Origin of the sequence: Polaribacter glomeratus, from assembly GCF_002954665.1 — a bacterium.
Classification (GTDB): domain Bacteria; phylum Bacteroidota; class Bacteroidia; order Flavobacteriales; family Flavobacteriaceae; genus Polaribacter; species Polaribacter glomeratus.
Map to the genome: position 1 here is coordinate 523,294 of NZ_MSCM01000002.1, position 17,305 is coordinate 540,598.

Annotated in this window: 17 protein-coding genes and 1 pseudogene; 14 read left to right on the forward strand and 4 right to left on the reverse strand. The window is 32.2% G+C overall.

The annotated features are described in order from the left end of the window. The first annotated feature begins 41 nt into the window (after positions 1-41). Genes metG through BTO16_RS12250 form a run of 3 tightly spaced genes read left to right on the forward strand, consistent with a single transcriptional unit; the run spans position 42 to position 4,437 of the window. Positions 42-2,096 (forward strand): methionine--tRNA ligase, encoded by a 2,055-nt coding sequence (metG, locus tag BTO16_RS12240; RefSeq protein WP_105022904.1) that lies wholly within the window; start codon positions 42-44, stop codon positions 2,094-2,096. A gap of 12 nt (positions 2,097-2,108) precedes the next feature. Continuing rightward, positions 2,109-3,524, forward strand: a complete 1,416-nt coding sequence (locus BTO16_RS12245) for a hypothetical protein (RefSeq protein WP_105021962.1) — start codon at positions 2,109-2,111, stop codon at positions 3,522-3,524. 10 nt (positions 3,525-3,534) lie between these two features. Further along, on the forward strand, positions 3,535-4,437 hold the full coding sequence (locus BTO16_RS12250) for a histone deacetylase family protein (RefSeq protein ID WP_105021963.1): 903 nt from the start codon (positions 3,535-3,537) through the stop codon (positions 4,435-4,437). A 219-nt stretch (positions 4,438-4,656) separates the two neighbouring features. Here the strand turns inward: BTO16_RS12250 and BTO16_RS12255 are convergent, their stop codons facing one another. Then, positions 4,657-4,983, reverse strand: coding sequence for a hypothetical protein (locus BTO16_RS12255; protein WP_105021964.1), 327 nt, complete (start codon positions 4,981-4,983; stop codon positions 4,657-4,659). Positions 4,984-5,471: 488 nt separating this feature from the next. On the opposite strand from BTO16_RS12255, the gene BTO16_RS12260 reads away from it, so the two are divergent. From BTO16_RS12260 to BTO16_RS12310, 11 genes and pseudogenes are all read left to right on the forward strand, one after another. Beyond that, positions 5,472-5,705 carry a hypothetical protein gene (locus BTO16_RS12260; protein WP_105021965.1) on the forward strand — a complete coding sequence of 78 codons (234 nt, stop codon included), beginning with the start codon at positions 5,472-5,474 and terminating at the stop codon, positions 5,703-5,705. A gap of 158 nt (positions 5,706-5,863) precedes the next feature. Beyond that, a complete protein-coding gene (locus BTO16_RS12265; RefSeq protein WP_170064467.1) occupies positions 5,864-7,258 on the forward strand; it encodes a hypothetical protein in 1,395 nt (464 codons plus the stop codon). Positions 7,259-7,344: 86 nt separating this feature from the next. Further along, positions 7,345-8,019, forward strand: coding sequence for a hypothetical protein (locus tag BTO16_RS12270; protein ID WP_146105403.1), 675 nt, complete (start codon positions 7,345-7,347; stop codon positions 8,017-8,019). Positions 8,020-8,150: 131 nt separating this feature from the next. Beyond that, entirely contained in the window at positions 8,151-8,909 is a 759-nt protein-coding gene (locus BTO16_RS12275; RefSeq protein WP_105021968.1) for a hypothetical protein, read from the forward strand. Between the two features lie 34 nt (positions 8,910-8,943). After that, on the forward strand, positions 8,944-9,552 hold the full coding sequence (locus BTO16_RS12280) for a hypothetical protein (protein ID WP_105021969.1): 609 nt from the start codon (positions 8,944-8,946) through the stop codon (positions 9,550-9,552). Between the two features lie 72 nt (positions 9,553-9,624). Next, positions 9,625-10,203, forward strand: a complete 579-nt coding sequence (locus BTO16_RS12285) for a hypothetical protein (RefSeq protein ID WP_105021970.1) — start codon at positions 9,625-9,627, stop codon at positions 10,201-10,203. A gap of 82 nt (positions 10,204-10,285) precedes the next feature. After that, a complete protein-coding gene (locus tag BTO16_RS12290; protein WP_105021971.1) occupies positions 10,286-10,579 on the forward strand; it encodes a hypothetical protein in 294 nt (97 codons plus the stop codon). Between the two features lie 166 nt (positions 10,580-10,745). Further along, positions 10,746-11,285, forward strand: coding sequence for an FISUMP domain-containing protein (locus BTO16_RS12295; protein WP_170064468.1), 540 nt, complete (start codon positions 10,746-10,748; stop codon positions 11,283-11,285). Positions 11,286-11,636: 351 nt separating this feature from the next. Beyond that, positions 11,637-11,897, forward strand: a pseudogene (locus BTO16_RS12300) (histone deacetylase); the annotation flags it as partial. A gap of 165 nt (positions 11,898-12,062) precedes the next feature. Then, entirely contained in the window at positions 12,063-12,521 is a 459-nt protein-coding gene (locus tag BTO16_RS12305; RefSeq protein WP_105021973.1) for a lipocalin family protein, read from the forward strand. A 5-nt stretch (positions 12,522-12,526) separates the two neighbouring features. Then, positions 12,527-13,234 carry an OmpA family protein gene (locus BTO16_RS12310; RefSeq protein WP_105021974.1) on the forward strand — a complete coding sequence of 236 codons (708 nt, stop codon included), beginning with the start codon at positions 12,527-12,529 and terminating at the stop codon, positions 13,232-13,234. A gap of 68 nt (positions 13,235-13,302) precedes the next feature. Here the strand turns inward: BTO16_RS12310 and BTO16_RS12315 are convergent, their stop codons facing one another. The 3 genes from BTO16_RS12315 to BTO16_RS12325 all read right to left on the reverse strand — a co-directional run bounded on the left by BTO16_RS12315 (position 13,303) and on the right by BTO16_RS12325 (position 17,242). Continuing rightward, positions 13,303-15,456, reverse strand: coding sequence for a xanthine dehydrogenase family protein molybdopterin-binding subunit (locus BTO16_RS12315; RefSeq protein ID WP_105021975.1), 2,154 nt, complete (start codon positions 15,454-15,456; stop codon positions 13,303-13,305). Between the two features lie 83 nt (positions 15,457-15,539). Beyond that, on the reverse strand, positions 15,540-16,001 hold the full coding sequence (locus tag BTO16_RS12320; protein WP_105021976.1) for a (2Fe-2S)-binding protein: 462 nt from the start codon (positions 15,999-16,001) through the stop codon (positions 15,540-15,542). A 398-nt stretch (positions 16,002-16,399) separates the two neighbouring features. Further along, the gene (locus tag BTO16_RS12325; RefSeq protein ID WP_105021977.1) at positions 16,400-17,242 is read right to left on the reverse strand and encodes a universal stress protein; all 843 of its coding nucleotides are present in this window, start codon (positions 17,240-17,242) and stop codon (positions 16,400-16,402) included. Positions 17,243-17,305: the final 63 nt, after the last annotated feature.

Consider the following 17,305-nt stretch of genomic DNA (forward strand, 5'->3'; position numbering starts at 1 on the left):
GCACTTCAAAAATCAGTCCAAAAATAAAAACAAAAGATCACATGAGTGCTCCTAAAAGATATACAATTACAGCCGCTTTGCCATATACAAATGGTCCAATTCATATTGGCCATTTAGCAGGTGTGTACGTTCCTGCAGATATTTATGCACGTTATTTACGCTTAACGGGTAACGATGTTGCATACATTTCTGGTTCTGATGAACATGGTGCTGCCATACCAATGAAAGCTAAAAAAGAAGGCGTTTCGCCCCAAGTTATTATCGATAAATATCATGGAATTATCAAAAAATCTTTTGAAGATTTTGGTATTTCTTTTGATAATTATTCAAGAACTTCGGCTAAAATTCATCACGAAACTGCATCAGAATTTTTTACAAAAATGTATAACGATGGTGAGTTTATTGAAGAAATTTCAGCACAATTGTATGATGCAAAAGCAAATCAGTTTTTAGCAGATCGTTTTGTAGTAGGAACTTGCCCAAAATGTGGCTTTGAAGAAAGCTATGGCGATCAATGTGAAAGCTGCGGAACAAGTCATAATGCTACAGATTTAATCAATCCAAAATCTGCAATTACAGGCAATGTGCCAACTATAAAAGAAACAAAACACTGGTTTTTACCTTTAGATAAGCACGAAAATTTTTTACGCGAGTGGATTTTAGAAGGTCATAAAAATGACTGGAAACCTAATGTATACGGACAAGTAAAAAGTTGGGTAGACGATGGTTTACGTCCAAGAGCTGTAACTAGAGATTTAGATTGGGGAATTCCTGTACCGTTAAAAGACGCAGAAGGCAAAGTGTTGTATGTTTGGTTTGATGCGCCAATTGGCTATATTTCATCAACCAAAGAATGGGCAGCAAGAGAAGGGAAAAACTGGGAAGATTATTGGAAAAAAGACGATACAAAATTAGTTCATTTTATAGGGAAAGACAATATTGTTTTTCACTGTATTATTTTTCCTGCGATGTTAAAAGCCCACGGAGATTATATTTTACCAGATAATGTGCCTGCAAATGAATTCTTAAATTTAGAAGGCAATAAGTTATCAACTTCTAAAAATTGGGCAGTTTGGTTGCACGAATATTTAGAAGATTTCCCAAATCAGCAAGATGTTTTACGTTATACGTTAACAGCAAACGCACCAGAAAGTAAAGACAACGATTTTACTTGGAAAGATTTTCAAGCAAAAAATAATAACGAATTGGTTGCCATTTTTGGTAATTTTATTAACAGAGTGGTGGTTTTAACCAATAAATATTATGGCGGAGTTTTACCAACTCCAAACGATTTTTCGGAAGCCGATGAAGATGCTTTGGCTGCCGTTAAAGAGTTTCCTAATAGTATTGGAAAATCGATTGAAAGATATCGTTTTAGAGAAGCTAGCCAAGAATTAATGAATTTAGCAAGACTTGGAAACAAGTATTTAGCCGATGAAGAGCCTTGGAAAGTAATTAAAGTGGATGAAGAACGTGTAAAAACAATCCTGTTTGTGGCCTTGCAAATATCTGCAGCATTAGCAATCGTTTCTGAACCTTTTTTACCTTTTACTTCGGATAAATTGAAAGGTATTTTAAGTATTGATAATTCTATAACTTGGAAAGACGTATCAGAAAAAGCCGTTTTATTGCAAGCAAATCATCAAATAAACCAAGCAGAATTATTATTTTCTAAAATTGAAGACGAAACTATTGAAGCGCAACTAGAAAAATTAATTGCGACTAAAAAAGCAAACGAAGAAGAAAAAAGAGTTTTAGAACCTCAAAAAGAAATCATTGATTTTGAAGATTTTACAAAACTAGACATCCGAATTGGAACTATCTTGGAAGCTGAAAAAGTGGCTAAAACCAAAAAACTATTAAAGTTAAAAGTGGATGTTGGTATTGATATAAGAACAATTGTATCCGGAATTGCAGAAAGTTTTTCGCCAGAAGAAATTATTGGTCAGCAAGTTTCTGTGTTAATCAATTTAGCGCCAAGAAAAATTAAAGGGGTAGAAAGCAACGGAATGATTTTAATGACAGACACACCTGACGGAAAATTAGCCTTTGTAGAACCAGAAAAACTAGTTAAAAACGGGCAACAAGTAAGTTAGAAAAGATAAAATATGATAAAGAGTTTTTTAAGATTAATTATTTTAAGTTTTAGTATTGCCACATTTTCACAAGAAAGAGTGCTTTCGTTTACCAACGATTTAAAAACTTCTTCTTCTGATATTAAAGATGTAATTCCGGTTGTAAACACAGAAACAGACGAAATTGCTTTTTTTGTAGCCGATGCTAAAAACGTTTATGGCTATAAAATTGATGCCGATTTTAAAGTTACAGCAAAAATAACATCCGAAGAAAAAAGTAGAAAATACAAAGTTTTAATTGGCTCTAGTGCTTCTAAAAACGATACTTATCGTGTGTTTTTAACCGATAAAAATCAAAATAATTTCGCCTTTATTAACTTTTCTTTTAAAGATGGTACAACCTCATTACAAGAGTTTTCAATTGGTGAAAATGAAGAGTTTATACAAACTATAAATTCTAAAAACCAATTTTATTTGATTTCTGGATCAAAATCAGAAAATCATTTGTATATCTATTCTTTTGATGAAAACGGAACTCCTATAAAAAATGATATTGATATTTCTGCTTTAAGATTTATAGATTCTAAAGGAAAAAATACAACTCTTTTATCACTTTTAATTACAGGAAATGATCTTAAAAAGTTTGAAGAAAACACTCCAAACTCGATAGAATTAACATCCGAAGCAACGAAGATGTTTGTGCGAGAAAATTTAATCTTTTTTACACTAGACCATCATAAAATGTTTACGCAAGTTTTAGAAATTGATTTAGAAACGTATACTGCTAATTCATTTCAATTTAATAAACCTGCATTAGGCGAGAAAGCAAAAAGAACAAATTCTTATTTAAATGGCAAAAATATTTTTACAATTGCCGTAACAAAAAACGAATTTTCTGTTGAAATTTTAGATTTTGAAACCGGTAATTTACTTAAAGAATATTTGGCGAATAAAGACGAAGAAATCACTTTTAAAAATACAGCAATTATTCAAGAAGGCGGCATGTATGACGCATATAGAGAATTAGGAAAAACAAATCGCTTTTTAAGAAGAATTTCGAAAGGGAATTCGGGTATTTCTGTAAGAAAAGTAAATAATCAATACCATGTAATTATTGGCGGTTATATTGTTCAAAAATCAAATGCAGGAATGATGATGCCCTTTGGCGGAATTCCTTTAGGTACGATAGGTTCTGCCACTGTATTTTTTAATCCAACTCAAATTGCATTCAACTCTTTTTCTAATAATAAAACAACCAGAATAGAGTCTTTGTTTGATGAAAACTTTAACCACGTAAAAGGAGAAATTAAAGAAAATGCTTTTGATAAAATGAAAGATTTTAAGTCGAATAACAAAGGAAGTACCGTTTTTAAATATAAAGACTTTTACATAAAAACAGAATATACGTCATTTTCAAAAGATTTTATATTTAGAAAATTTACAGATTAATAATAACTGAATGCTTAAAATAGCATACCATCCTATTTATAAACACGAGTTGACAGAAGGTCATCGTTTTCCTATGGAAAAATATGACCTTTTACCGCAACAACTACTCTACGAAGGCACTTGTGTAGAAGAAAATTTCTTTGAACCAGAAATACCCAACAACAAACACTTTTTTACGGTTCATGATTCTGATTATTTTTTTGATTTACTAAACATTACTTTATCACAAAAAGCAGCTAGAAAAATTGGTTTTCCTTTATCCGAAGTTTTAGTAGAAAGAGAAATGATTATTGCAGATGGCACAATGAAAGCGTCTGAATTTGCGCTAAAAAATGGAATTGCAATGAATATTGCTGGCGGTACGCATCACGCATTTTCTAATCGTGGCGAAGCTTTTTGTATGTTAAACGACCAAGCTATTGGTGCAAAATATTTACAAAATAAAGGTTTAGTTCATAAAATTCTGATTGTAGATTTAGATGTACATCAAGGAAACGGAACTGCAGAAATTTTTAGAAATGACGCTTCTGTTTTTACCTTCTCGATGCACGGAAAAAGCAATTATCCGTTTGTAAAAGAACAATCAGATCTAGATATTGCACTAGAGAATGATACCAAGGACGCTGAATATTTATCAATCTTGAAAAAAACCTTACCAAAACTCATCAACCAAGAAAAGCCAGATTTTATTTATTATTTATGTGGAGTTGATGTTATTGAAACTGATAAATTAGGAAAACTTGCTTTAACTATAGAAGGTTGTAAAGAACGTGATCGTTTCGTTTTACAAACTTGTTTTGATTATAAAATACCTGTGATGTGCTCTATGGGTGGTGGATATTCTAAAGATGTAAATATTATTGTAGATGCACATGCAAATACATTTAGAGTAGCGCAAGAAATTTATTTTTAGTTAACATTAAATCAGCAAGTTAAATTCACATCTCTAAAATTTCACTCGAATACCCAATTTTAAGTTTATTTTAAGATAGATTTTAGTCACAAAACAATATTTAGCTGTTTAACCGTTTTTGGATTCTTCTTTTTACTTATTTGTGCTTGATAACTTCATTGATTTTAAAAAATTAAACACACAGGTTATAAACAATTAATAAAGAGTATCTTGTTTTTTTTAAAATAATTGTAAGAAGTTTAACTTTGCGGTTTTCTTAACGAAAGAGAGTGTTTTTTTTAAAAATAAAAGCACTTCACAAGATTCTTTAGTATAACGTTTTAAAAGCCAACTTCTTCCTTGATAAATCTTTATTACAACTACACTGATACATCTAAAAACAAACTTTTTTATGCGGGTTTTTGCCGAGATACTTTCAAATGTATTCGAGGTTAACCCAACAAAATACGTAGAGAAATTTTTTAGCAATGCTATATCGATCATAAACGTACTATTTTCATTGAAAAACAAAAAAGGCATTTTTTTCCAACCAAAATCATTATTCATTACATCAAAAATATTTTTACTTGCAATTGGTTCGTTAAAATCAATGACTTAATGCTCAGTTAGTTCAGCTTTTTTTGATGTTAAAGTTATAATGCTTATTGTTTACCTATTTGAGTTTTAAGAAAAAACCACAAGATTTAGATTTAAATAAAATACCTATCTATAGGTATTTTATTATTGCCTTACAGCTATTAAATTTGTTGCTTAAAATTGTACTTGTGTGCTATTTATTTTTTCTCTTTTTGTTTTCGTTAACAGTACATTCTTAAAGTACCAAGTAATTTACCAGAGAAATAGAAGGATTTGGTTATGCAAATGATGGCCGTTGTAATATATGTTTTGATTCATTTTATATTCAAATGTGTTATTTGGCGTTAAAAAAAAGAATTTAAAAGTATTCAAACATATAGCCTACGTGACTAAAACGAGAAGAAGAAGAAGAAGAAGAAGAAGAAGCTTGTAGAAATAAGTTCTAAAAACAAATACTTATGAAAAATCTTATTACCATAGTTCTTATAGCCATGGCTTTTGCATCAAATGCACAAGATAAATTAACTGAATACACGTATGCTATTTATATTTCAGATTCATACACTAACATTTGTATAGAAGGAGACAAAGTAGCCTATTTTAATCAAATCATAAAACACACCTTTAAAGAGGACTTTAAAATATTCGATGAAAGAACAGTTGAAGGCTCTAAATACGCAACCCGTTGGTAAAACAAGATACATATCAATTACAATATAGATCTAGATTATTGTTTTACCGGTACCACAAAACATTGGGGGGGAAACGTATGATGAAATTGACGAAGAAAGAGATACATGGATGAGATTTAATAAAGAGTGCTACTAATACTAACATTAAACTATAAATTATGAAACTTAAAAAACTACCTTATTTACTGCTATTTATTATGTCAATTTTTCTTTTCTCTTGTGAAAGTGAGGATGAAACATCTCAAGAAGTGACTAATAATGATTTACCCGAGGTCATCGAAATTGACTCTGATGGCGACAAACTCATTGAAATTTACTTCATAGAACAGCTTAACGCTATCAGGTATGACCTTAATGCAGATGGCATTACAGACGACCCAAACAATCGAGAGCTGTTTTTGGAAGCATTTCCAACCATTAATGACCCCAATAACACTACAACAACTGGTAATTACCAAGGCTTTGAATTAAAAAGAAATTTAGACTTTAAGGATCCTAATAGCTATATGAGCGGAGTAGTTAACACTAACTATACTAGTGGTGAAGGGTGGAAAGCAATGGGTTCGACAGTGCGTGGGGCTTATGTTCTCTTTACATCTGAATTTAATGGAAATTCCTTTACCATAGCAAACTTATTTGGCGAAGGATTATTTTCTATAACTGGACGATATACTACATTTAAAAATATTGGCTTATTAAATGTTGATGTGACATATGGTGGGGCTTTATCTGCAGGTACTGAGTATAGTATTAGAATTTCAAATTGCTATGTAGACGGTGGAATTGTGAGAGGTGCTGGAGGTCTTGTTGGAAGTATTTCTACTGATATGAATGGTAAATCCGTAATTGAAAACTGCTATACGACATGTGATGTTATTTCATCTGGTAGGGCAGGTGGACTGGTTGGACTATGTACTGGAGATGTAATTAATTGTTATACAACGGGAGACGTAACCTCAACTTCAGACGGACAAAGACAATTTCATCTTGCAGGAGGTATTGTTGCATTACTGTTAAGTACTTCTGGACATACCAATAATTATAGTACCACAACAACAATATCGAATAGTTTTTCTTCTGGAAACGTGACAGGTAAAGTTGCCGGTGGGATTGCCGGTGAGGTTAGCGACCAATCTTCAATACTAAACTCTTATACTTCAGGCGATGTAAACGGATTAGCGACTAATCTTAGCGAAAGTGAAACTGGAACTATTGCGGGTTATATGGAAGGGACTGATAGTACTTATCTACCAGATAATAGTATTACTAATTGTTATTCAATAGGAATGAATTTGAATAATCTATATAGTGAGTCTGTTTTTGTTGGAAAATGGCGAGGTATTCCTGCAGTAAAAATAAAAAGTTATTACAATACAGAAACTAGCGACACGATAGTTAATAGTGGTAATGATGTTGGGGTATCAACTTCAAATTTACAAAATCCTACTAGTGCAACAGGACTGTTTTCAAATTGGTCTAGTGCTTGGGATTTTGGAACGTCTAGTGACTATCCAGGATTAACCATAAATGGAGAAGTTTTTAGACCTCAATAGAGTGCCATCGATACTCTTCTTTCTATCGCCGTAACCCTTATTCTTTAATAAAGAGTGCTACTAATACTAACATTAAACTATAAATTATGAAACTTAAAAAACTACCTTATTTACTGCTATTTATTATGTCAATTTTTCTTTTCTCTTGTGAAAGTGAGGAAGATGACTCTGGCATAATTGATAGTAATGATAATAACACTTCAACCAGTTGGGCAGACAACTATTGGAAAAAAAGTGGAGAAGAGGTTTATATAGATTTAACATCTGAAACTCCAAAATTTTGCAGCAATGGCAATCCTGTTCCGGGAACCTATTCAAGCTTAAGATGGGAAAATACTAACATTGCTTTTTTTACTTTGTTCAATGCCGGCGATGAAGTAGAATTTAGGATTCAAAAAAATGGAAATAGTTTAATTTTAGCTCCATGGGATGCAGCAGCTCAACAGACTCATAATCCATCTACGTATAGCCTTTCTAATGAATTTCCTTGTGATGGAGGTGGCGGATCCACAACCGATAATGGTGAAATAGCATTTTATACCAGAAAAGATAATGGTTGTAGCTCAATTAGTATTACCGTTGGAAGTATAACCCAATACTTGCAATATTACTATCCAGATGGGATCAGCGACTGTACCCAAGGAGAAGTGTTTAGCTTACCTGTTGGTAATCATAGTTTTACTGCTAAATGCAACTCGACCACTTGGAGTGGAAATTTCCAAATAACATCTGGCGGTTGCCTAATTTTTGACCTACAATAAAAAAAGCAAATTATTCAACGAGTTATTTATGAAGCCTGTGCTCTACTTAAAAGTCATTACTTTTTTCTTACAAAGACGCTATTGACCTAGATAACAACTTTGATTTTTTTTAATATTCTAATAAATCTATCATGAAAACCAAAACACAATGTTTATTTCCTTTACTTATTTTAGTATTCATAGGTATCAATTCTACTGGTTACGCACAATGCCCTGAAGAACAAGCAAAAGTTTCTAAATATAGAAAATTAGCGGATGGTGCAGAATCTTGGGACGTAGCAACACCAGCTTCTCTTTGCAGCAAGTATTTTAAACTCGTGTGTGATGCAAAACAGGATTCTTATAGTGTTGGTAGTCAAACTCTAAGTAGAGGACAACAGGAAGCGCTGCTTATTGAGGATGAAATTAGAGAAGTTGTAGATAAATATAACGAGACTTCAAACAAGTTATGTGGAGAATTAAAGCTCGTAACAGCCATATATAAGGACAGTATTGGAGTAAAACAAGAAGATGTAGTAGGCTATTGGGTCGCCAAAGATTACAATGAGTATTATGACCAAACCAGCTACCCAGTTTTTGCCTTTTTTAATAGGGGCAATTTCAAAACAAGCCAATCTTCAAGTTTTAAACAAAAATCTTCTTGGAAAAAAACTGCTCCCAATCAATACCAAATTACTATTTCTGATTTTAGCGAATCTGACAAGACTTGGAGTACACCTAGAACAAATACTTTCTTGATAAATACCCGAACAAATACAGCAACCTATTCATTTACCAACTATAAAGGAGAAGAGATATCATCTACTTGGTACTACAAAGGGAAAACATACAGTCACTACAAAAAGAACGAAAATGAAATTCTATCCACTGCATCAGTAACCACTAAATAATAGTCACCCCAACTAATTTTAAAAATTAAAAGACATGAAAAATATATTAAAAATTTTAACGTTTCTCATTTTGATTTTTCTCTCAGGGTGTTCCAAAGAGGATAATGATATTTTAGATAATGATCAAGGTTCAACAACCGATACTTCGATTGATAATATTAACGGTTTATTTGAGTATTATGACGAAGATTTTAACCAAGAAAAAGCGCTGTTTACAATTACAGATAATGAGCTAAAGATTCAATTTGTTGATGGATTCATATCTGGACAAGCAGAAAAGATAATTATAAATGAAGATCAGTTTATAATTACTTTTTCAATTTCAAATACAAGCGGAAATTATTCTAATTTCAATGGATTATTGGGCGAGATTGACAACGGACAGTTAGAAATTCTAGACAGTAATAACCAAAGTTTTTTCAAAGGGTACGTTAGGGAGAGCGCAAACGAAGAAGATTTAACCAAATCCCGTATTGTGGTTAATATATTGGATAACTGTAGAGCAGCAATTACTGTGAATGGCAGTAGTTTAGAAGGAGTGGGAGGCCCTATATATATGTCAGAAAATGAGGGTCTTGCAAATCTTTTAATCCAAGCTGAAGTTTATGAAGATTTTGAAAACGCGCAAGATAACTTTACATGAGGGAATTCAAGTTTTACATTACAATCTGGACGAGACATTCAATATTCTAGTTGTAATAGTGCATCATTTTTCGTGCCGAAAGGTAACACATATAGCGTCAATGTTCAATTTGACGATGGATATGAACAGACACAAAGCGTTGAAGTTGACAAAGCCGGAATAACCCATTTTATACAAATAGTTAAGCCCACAGGGACTGGTCTAGGCATACCATGCTTACCTGATGGTATATCGAAAAAAATTTCAAACAATACTTTAGAAATCACAAGTACAGAGGGTGAAAGTGCTGCAGATGAAGAACTACATATTCATCCTGGTTTTTTTAGTAAAGTTAGTCAAGGAAGTACCATTATAGCTGGCCCTTTTAATGGGAAATTAGCACAACTTAGTTTTTTCAGGATAAAAAATGAAAATGGAATATTGCAAAATCAAGAATACAATCTAAGTAACAATGAATTGACCGTTCATAGAGATTTTCAATTTGATAATAGTGTTGGAATTAGAATGACAGCAATAAATGGAACAATCACGATTTCTACAACCGGAAATGAAACCAACATATTTTTCAACAATGTGGTTTTTGAAAATAACCTTACGTTTCTTCCTCGACAAAGAGTAACAATTACAGGGACACTAACGGGGATCTTTTAGAAAATATAACTAATACTCTTCCGTTTCTCGATAATTTCAAAACCTGAAATTATAAATTATTTCATGTTTTATTTTAAAGGTAATGGATAAGTCAATTACGATTAACAGTTTTAAACAAAAATCTTCTTGGAAAGAAATTGCTCCCAATCAATACCAAATTACTATTTCTGATTTTAGCGAATCTGACAAGACTTCGAGTACACCTAGAACAAATACTTTCGTGATAAATACCCGAACAAATACAGCAAACTATTCATTTACCAACTATAAAAGAGAAGAGATATCATCTACTTGGTACTACAAAGGGAAAACATACAGTCACTACAAAAAGAACGAAAATGAAATTCTATCAACTGTTTCAGTAACCACTAAATAATAGTCACCCCAACTAATTTTAAAAATTAAAAGACATGAAAAATAATTTAAAAATTTTAACTTTTCTCATCTTAATCTTTCTAGGAGGGTGTAAAGAAGATGATGAACTCAATGACTCTGTTAACACAAACAGCTATGAATCATTTAATTGCATTGACGGTGATTGCATGAACGTTGGTAGTAATGGAATATATAGTAGCCTTTCTGATTGCCAAGGTGCCTGTGGAAGTGTATTATCAACCATTACAGACACCCGAGATGGACAAACATACGAAACTGTAACAATTGGCAGCCAAATCTGGTTTGCAGAAAACTTGCGCTATAGTGACAATATTCCCCATGTAATAGGTGATCAAGGTTGGAACGTAGATTATGATACCCAACAGCCTGCTTGGAGCTACCATAACGATAATCCAGCAAATAATGCCATCTATGGTAAATTATATAATGGGTATGCTGTTGAGACAGGTAGTCTTTGTCCTCCTGGTTGGCATATACCTACAGAAGACGAATGGACCGTATTGATTGATTATTTAGGTGGTGAAAGCATAGCTGGGGGTAAAATGAAAACTACCACAGGTTGGGATTCACCTAACATGGATGCTACCAATAGTAGCGGATTTTCAGGTCTTCCAGGCGGTGCTCGTGTTACCAATGGTAGTTCTAACGGCATTGGCATCAACGGAACCTGGTGGAGTTCTACGTAATTTAGTTATCTTGGTCTCAAGACGTATAACCTTAATTATAGATTTGGTAGTGTAGAAATAGAATCTTATGCTAAGCATATAGGAATATCCTGTCGTTGCCTCATGGATTAATTTATTGTTACTGATACTGGTAATGGCGACGATAATATAAATGAAGAGTCTAATTATGGTAATTTAACTTACAACGCGCCAACCGAAGGACAAGCTGCTGAGTGGTTTAGCAACGCCCAAATTTTACAATATATCGATGATACATCTCCAGAATACAATTATCAATGTTAGATAATTAAAGATTAGGATATATAAAAAATTCTTTTGCGCGTCAAAATTGATAGAACAAAATGCTAAGACTTACCAAAACTCATCAACCAAGAAAAGCCAGCTTTTATTTATTATTTATGTGGAGTTGATGTTATTGAAACCGATAAACTAGGCAAACTTGCCTTAACTATAGAAGGTTGTAAAGAACGTAATCGATTTGTATTACAAACTTGTTTTGATTACAAAATTCCTGTGATGTGCTCTATGGGTGGTGGGTATTCTAAAGATGTAAATATTATTGTAGATGCACATGCAAATACGTTTAGAGTAGCGCAAGAAATTTATTTTTAATCGCTTTACAAAAGTCTTGCACAGAAAAAAAATTACCATAATACTGAGAGAAAATCTAGAAATACACAGCCAATTATTTCATAAAAAAAATAATAAATTTATTTAATTTAACAAAATTTGTGAGTTATTTGTTTGTTTCTTTGCAGTCTAACAAAAATAGAAATTATGAAAAATTTATTAGTAGTAGCACTCTCGTTGATATTGTTCTCTTGTGGTGCAACAAAAAATGTAAGAACAAAAGAAAAAATTATTAAAGGAAATTGGACCTTAAATAAAATTGTTTATAGTAAAACTGGTGATTATAAAGTGACCATGTTTAAAGACGCTCCAAAAGAGTGTTTTGAAGGTAGTTCATGGAAGTTTGTACCTAATAACAACTCGGGAACGTATGCTATAAACAGCACAGATTGTGTGTCTGGAGAAAGAGATTTTATATTTGTAGTTCAAGAAATTGATGCAACTTCTGGTTATTACGACTTTTTGCTAAAACCAAAAAACAACGAAAACAAAGAAGGCTTTAGATTGCAATTAACAGAATTATCTGAAACTACAATGCAATGGAAACAGTACTTAAATGTAGACGGAACACAATTTATTATTAACATGAACTTTACAAAACAATAATTAACATGAAAAATTTAATCAATAAAATAACAATGACAACTTTAGCACTTACAATAGTGTTAAGTTTATCAAACTGTGAAGCAATAAAAAATGCAAATAATAAACAAAAGGGTGCCGTAATTGGTACTGCTGGAGGTGCACTTATTGGCGCAATTTTAGGTAACAATATAGGCAAAGGAGGAAATGGAGAATTAGGTGCTGTAATTGGCGGTGTTGTTGGTGGTGGTGCAGGTGTGCTTATTGGTAACAAAATGGACAAGCAAGCTAAAAAGATTGAAACTGAAATTCCTGGAGCTAAAGTAGAAAGAGTAGACGATGGAATTGTAGTTACTTTTGATGAAAATAGTGGTGTTTATTTTGACACAAACAAATCTAATATTAACACAAAATCTCAAGAAACTTTAAACAAACTTGCGGCTGTGTTTTCAGAATTTGCTGATACAAATATTTTAGTTGTTGGTCATACAGATAGTGCTGGTAAAGATGAATATAACATGACTTTATCAGAAAAAAGAGCTTTATCTGTTACCGATTATTTAATGTCTAAAGGTTTGGTTAAAAATAGATTCCAAACTTTATGGTATGGAGAAACACAACCAAAATATGATAATGCTACCGCAGAAGGAAGAGCAAAAAACAGAAGAGTAAATGTTGCAATTGTACCAAATGATAAAATGGTAAATGATGCAAAAATGGAATCTGGAGGAAAATAAATTCAACTGTAATTAAACAAAAAATGCCGCATTGTGCGGCATTTTTTTTGTTTTAAAAAACAATTTTTTTATCCTAAAATACCACTCTTTTCAAGTTCTTTTGCAAAAGGCTGGCTGTATATTCTTTTTCCTAAAGCTGCATTAATTGCATTTGCAACTGCGCCTCCTGCAGGTGGTAAACCTGGTTCTCCTAAACCTGTTGGCGATAAGTTATTTTCAATAAAATGCACCTCAACTTTTGGTGTTTCTAACATTCTAATTAATCGATACGTATCAAAATTTTGAGCATCTGGTTTTCCTTCGTTAAAAGAAAAATCTGCAAACATGGCATGCCCTATTCCGTCTATAACGCCACCTTCAACTTGGTTTCTAGCTCCTGACGGATTTACCACAACGCCGCAATCTACAGCAACTGTAACTTTTTTAATTACAGGAAAACCATCTTGTAAAACAATATCTGCAATTTCTGCAACGTGTGTATTATGACTGTAATATGCAGAAAAACCTTGAAAAACGCCTTCTTCAGTTTTACCCCAATTTGCTTTTTCTCTAACGAGTTTAATAGTGTCTTCCATTCTTTGTCCAGAATATTCTATTTTTTCATCCGTAGTATTTTTTACATTTTGTAATAAATCTAAACGCAATTGAATCGTGTCAATATTTAATTCTGATGCTAATTCGTCAAAGAAAGTTTGTTCTGCAAATGCTAAAAAATTAGTGTAAGGTGCTCGCCAAGCTCCGGTTGTAATATTACTAGTATGATTTGCGGTATCTACTTTAAAATTTGGGATACATCCCGCAGGAAAAAAGTTAGGAATTGCACCATACATATTTCCGTTAATTGCAGCTTCTTTTAAGTAATATCCGGTTACTTTTCCATCTTTGATGGATGCTTTTATTCTGTATTTTATAGATGGTCTGTAGGTCCCTGCCGTCATATCATCTTCTCTTGAGAAAATTACTTTGATGGGTTTTTTGGCTAAACTAGAAATTTCTGCAGCTTCTAAGGCAAAATCCCCATACAATCTTCTACCAAAACCACCGCCCATTCTTGTCATTTCGCAAAAAATGTCCTCTTCTTTTCTCTCTAATAATTTTGCAACTCTACTAACCGTCCATTGTGGAGTTTGAATTGGCCCAACTAAATGAACTTTTTCTGCCGTAACATCCGCATAAAAATTCATAGGTTCTAAACAATTGTGCGGTAAAAATGGCGAATGATACGTTCTCTCAATTACTTTATCTGCAGCAGCAAATGCTTGACTTATATTACCATCTTCTCGCCTTGTTTCAAACTTAGTACCGTCTAAAATTTTAGTTAAAACTTCATTGTGTTTCTCTGTAGATTCAAAATCAGAATCTTTTATCCAAGTAGCAGAAAGTGCTTTTTTACCTTTCATCGCTGCCCAGGTTGATGTTGCTAAAACCGCAATTTTATCTCCAAATTTAATCACTTCGGAAACTCCATTTACAGCTTTGGCTTTTGTATCGTCAAAACTTTCTAATTTTTGACCAAAAGCTGGCGGTCTCAAAACAGATGCATGCAACATTCCTGCAACTTTATAATCCAACCCAAAAAGTGGTTTTCCTGTAATAATTTTATCAATATCTACGTTTACAATTTCTTGACCAATAATCGTAAAGTCTTTAATTTCTTTTAGTTTTACATTTTCAGGCACTTCTAATAAAGCCGCTTCTTTTACAACTTCTCCGTAACCTAATTTATCACCATTTGCGTTTGTAATAATTCCTTTTGATGCAACACAAGTTGAAGCATCTACATTCCATTTTATAGCAGCAGCATTAATCAACATTTGTTTAGCCGTTGCACCAGTTTGTCTAAATGCGTCCCAACTAGAACGTATAGACTGACTTCCGCCAGCTACTTGCCTTGTAAAATTTTTAGAATCTAACGCGCCTTGCACTACATTTACTTTGCTCCAATCTGCCTCTAATTCTTCTGCAATAATCATTGGCATGGATGTTTTTACACCTTGACCAATTTCTGGATTTGGAGAAAATGTGGTTACAAAACCATCATCAGAAATTTTAATAAACGCGTTAAAATCATTAAAATTTAAGTTTTCAATATCAACAGGCATTAGTGCACCTGGTTTACAGGCTGCAAGTAAATTGAATCCAATTAACAATCCACCACTTGCTAAAAGCGAAGTTTTTAAGAAATTTCTTCTGCTAAAATTATCTGTTTTTTGAGGTTTCATTTTTGAGTAGTTTTTAGATTCCCATTATCATGGGAAAGACATTTTTTGGTTTCCTCCTTGTAAAACGTAGAGGAATTTTTTTATTATGACATTTTTTTTGCAGCAACTTTCACCGCTTTTTCAATTCTATTATAAGAAGCACATCTGCAAATATTACCATGCATTGCTGCTCTAATTTCGTCTTCCGAAGGGTTTTTATTTTCGTTTAAAAATGCAGTTGCTGTCATAATTTGTCCTGCTTGGCAATAACCACATTGTGGTACATCAATCTCTTTCCAAGCCTCTTGAACAGGATGTTTACCATCTTCGGATAAGCCTTCTATCGTTGTGATTTTTACATCGTCTAGAAAAGAAACCTCCATTTGACAGCTTCTAGTTGCAACGCCATCAATATACACAGTACAAGCGCCACATTGTGCAATTCCGCAACCAAATTTTGTACCTACTAAATTAAGTTCATCTCTTAAAACCCACAACAAAGGGGTATCTGCATCTGCAGTTACAGAACGCTCTTTTCCGTTAATGTGTAAAGTGTAGTTTGGCATATAAAATCGATTTTTAAATTGATGTTGTAAGTTACAAAAAAAGATTTGAGTTTTTTACATGAAAAAATCGGGTTTAATTGAAAGGGTTTAGAAATCATTTAATTAAAAAGAATAAATTAATCGCTCTAAATCACAAAAAAAGACTAACTTAACGTTAGTCTCTGTTATCTCTTTAGATTTCAAAACTTCTTAATATTGATTCAATTATAATACTTTAACCTTTTTTTCACTTTCTTAAGTTTCTATTCTAAGTCTATTATTCTTTTTTGCTTTTCTAGTTTCTTAGTTTCTTGATTTTCTTTAGAATATCTAAATAAATTAAACTTAAAACCTCTATCTTCTTTTAAATAGCTTTTAGTAATATCGCTACTAAATCTACCTATTTGTATAACACTGTTTTATTCATGCAGCACTAAAAAAGGAACGTCTGTATGGTAACTTATTTCCTCTACTTTGGTGTGAAATAGTATTTGTTGAAAATAATTAAGGTTTTTAGCTACCATTGCAATCATATCTATATCTCTACTTTCAACAAAACATTGTATTGCATCTTCTACTTTTTTATTTGTTAAAAAATGAAAACTATGCTTATGATTATAGAAATAATCTTCTAGCAATTCTTTGTTTTTTTGTTGATCTATATTTAATCCTAAAGATTTTTTACTAATATTTAACACTCTTAATGAAGCATTATTTTCTTCTAAAATTTCTGCAATTGGCTGTAATATTTGCAAATCGTTAGACAATGAAAAATCTGTAGGAAACGCAATCTCTTCTATCTTTATAAATTTTGCATTCTCTGGCACAACAAGCGTTGTACATTTTACTTTTGTAATAACATCACCAGTATTACTGCCAATAATAAGCTTGCTTAACCCAGAAGCACCTTTTGTTCCCATAACAATAACATCTACTTTTTTTTCCTCTAAATGCTCTCTTAGAGATTCTATAAAAAAGTTGTAATCTGTTAACGTATAAAAATTATGCTTTTTATTCTTGGGAAAATTTTCTGAGATTTTTTTAAGAACAGCCCTTAATTGTTTTTTAGTAGGTTTTATATAAACATCTTCAATAATACCTTGCGCAGGAACATAAGGATAATCGTTAGTTACAACCGTGCTTAACTTACTAACATGCAATAGATAAAAATTACAATTAGCATCTTTATAAAAATTTAAAGCATAAACGATAGCGTTCCAAGAATTGTCAGAAAAATCTGTTGGTAAAAGTATATTTTTCATTAAAATTCGTCTTAGTATAAGACAAATTTATTGCACAAACGCTTTTTAAAAAATGATATTGGT

Coding starts and splice junctions, on each gene's coding strand:
- BTO16_RS12245 (WP_105021962.1), top strand. CDS start 2,109: ATGATAAAGAGTTTTTTAAGATTAATTATTTTAAGTTTTAGTATTGCC.
- BTO16_RS12315 (WP_105021975.1), bottom strand. CDS start 15,456: ATGAAACCTCAAAAAACAGATAATTTTAGCAGAAGAAATTTCTTAAAA.
- BTO16_RS12255 (WP_105021964.1), bottom strand. CDS start 4,983: ATGAATAATGATTTTGGTTGGAAAAAAATGCCTTTTTTGTTTTTCAAT.
- metG (WP_105022904.1), top strand. CDS start 42: ATGAGTGCTCCTAAAAGATATACAATTACAGCCGCTTTGCCATATACA.
- BTO16_RS12280 (WP_105021969.1), top strand. CDS start 8,944: ATGAAAAATATATTAAAAATTTTAACGTTTCTCATTTTGATTTTTCTC.
- BTO16_RS12325 (WP_105021977.1), bottom strand. CDS start 17,242: ATGAAAAATATACTTTTACCAACAGATTTTTCTGACAATTCTTGGAAC.
- BTO16_RS12265 (WP_170064467.1), top strand. CDS start 5,864: ATGAAACTTAAAAAACTACCTTATTTACTGCTATTTATTATGTCAATT.
- BTO16_RS12305 (WP_105021973.1), top strand. CDS start 12,063: ATGAAAAATTTATTAGTAGTAGCACTCTCGTTGATATTGTTCTCTTGT.
- BTO16_RS12275 (WP_105021968.1), top strand. CDS start 8,151: ATGAAAACCAAAACACAATGTTTATTTCCTTTACTTATTTTAGTATTC.
- BTO16_RS12270 (WP_146105403.1), top strand. CDS start 7,345: ATGAAACTTAAAAAACTACCTTATTTACTGCTATTTATTATGTCAATT.
- BTO16_RS12320 (WP_105021976.1), bottom strand. CDS start 16,001: ATGCCAAACTACACTTTACACATTAACGGAAAAGAGCGTTCTGTAACT.
- BTO16_RS12250 (WP_105021963.1), top strand. CDS start 3,535: ATGCTTAAAATAGCATACCATCCTATTTATAAACACGAGTTGACAGAA.
- BTO16_RS12295 (WP_170064468.1), top strand. CDS start 10,746: ATGAACGTTGGTAGTAATGGAATATATAGTAGCCTTTCTGATTGCCAA.
- BTO16_RS12290 (WP_105021971.1), top strand. CDS start 10,286: ATGGATAAGTCAATTACGATTAACAGTTTTAAACAAAAATCTTCTTGG.
- BTO16_RS12260 (WP_105021965.1), top strand. CDS start 5,472: ATGAAAAATCTTATTACCATAGTTCTTATAGCCATGGCTTTTGCATCA.
- BTO16_RS12310 (WP_105021974.1), top strand. CDS start 12,527: ATGAAAAATTTAATCAATAAAATAACAATGACAACTTTAGCACTTACA.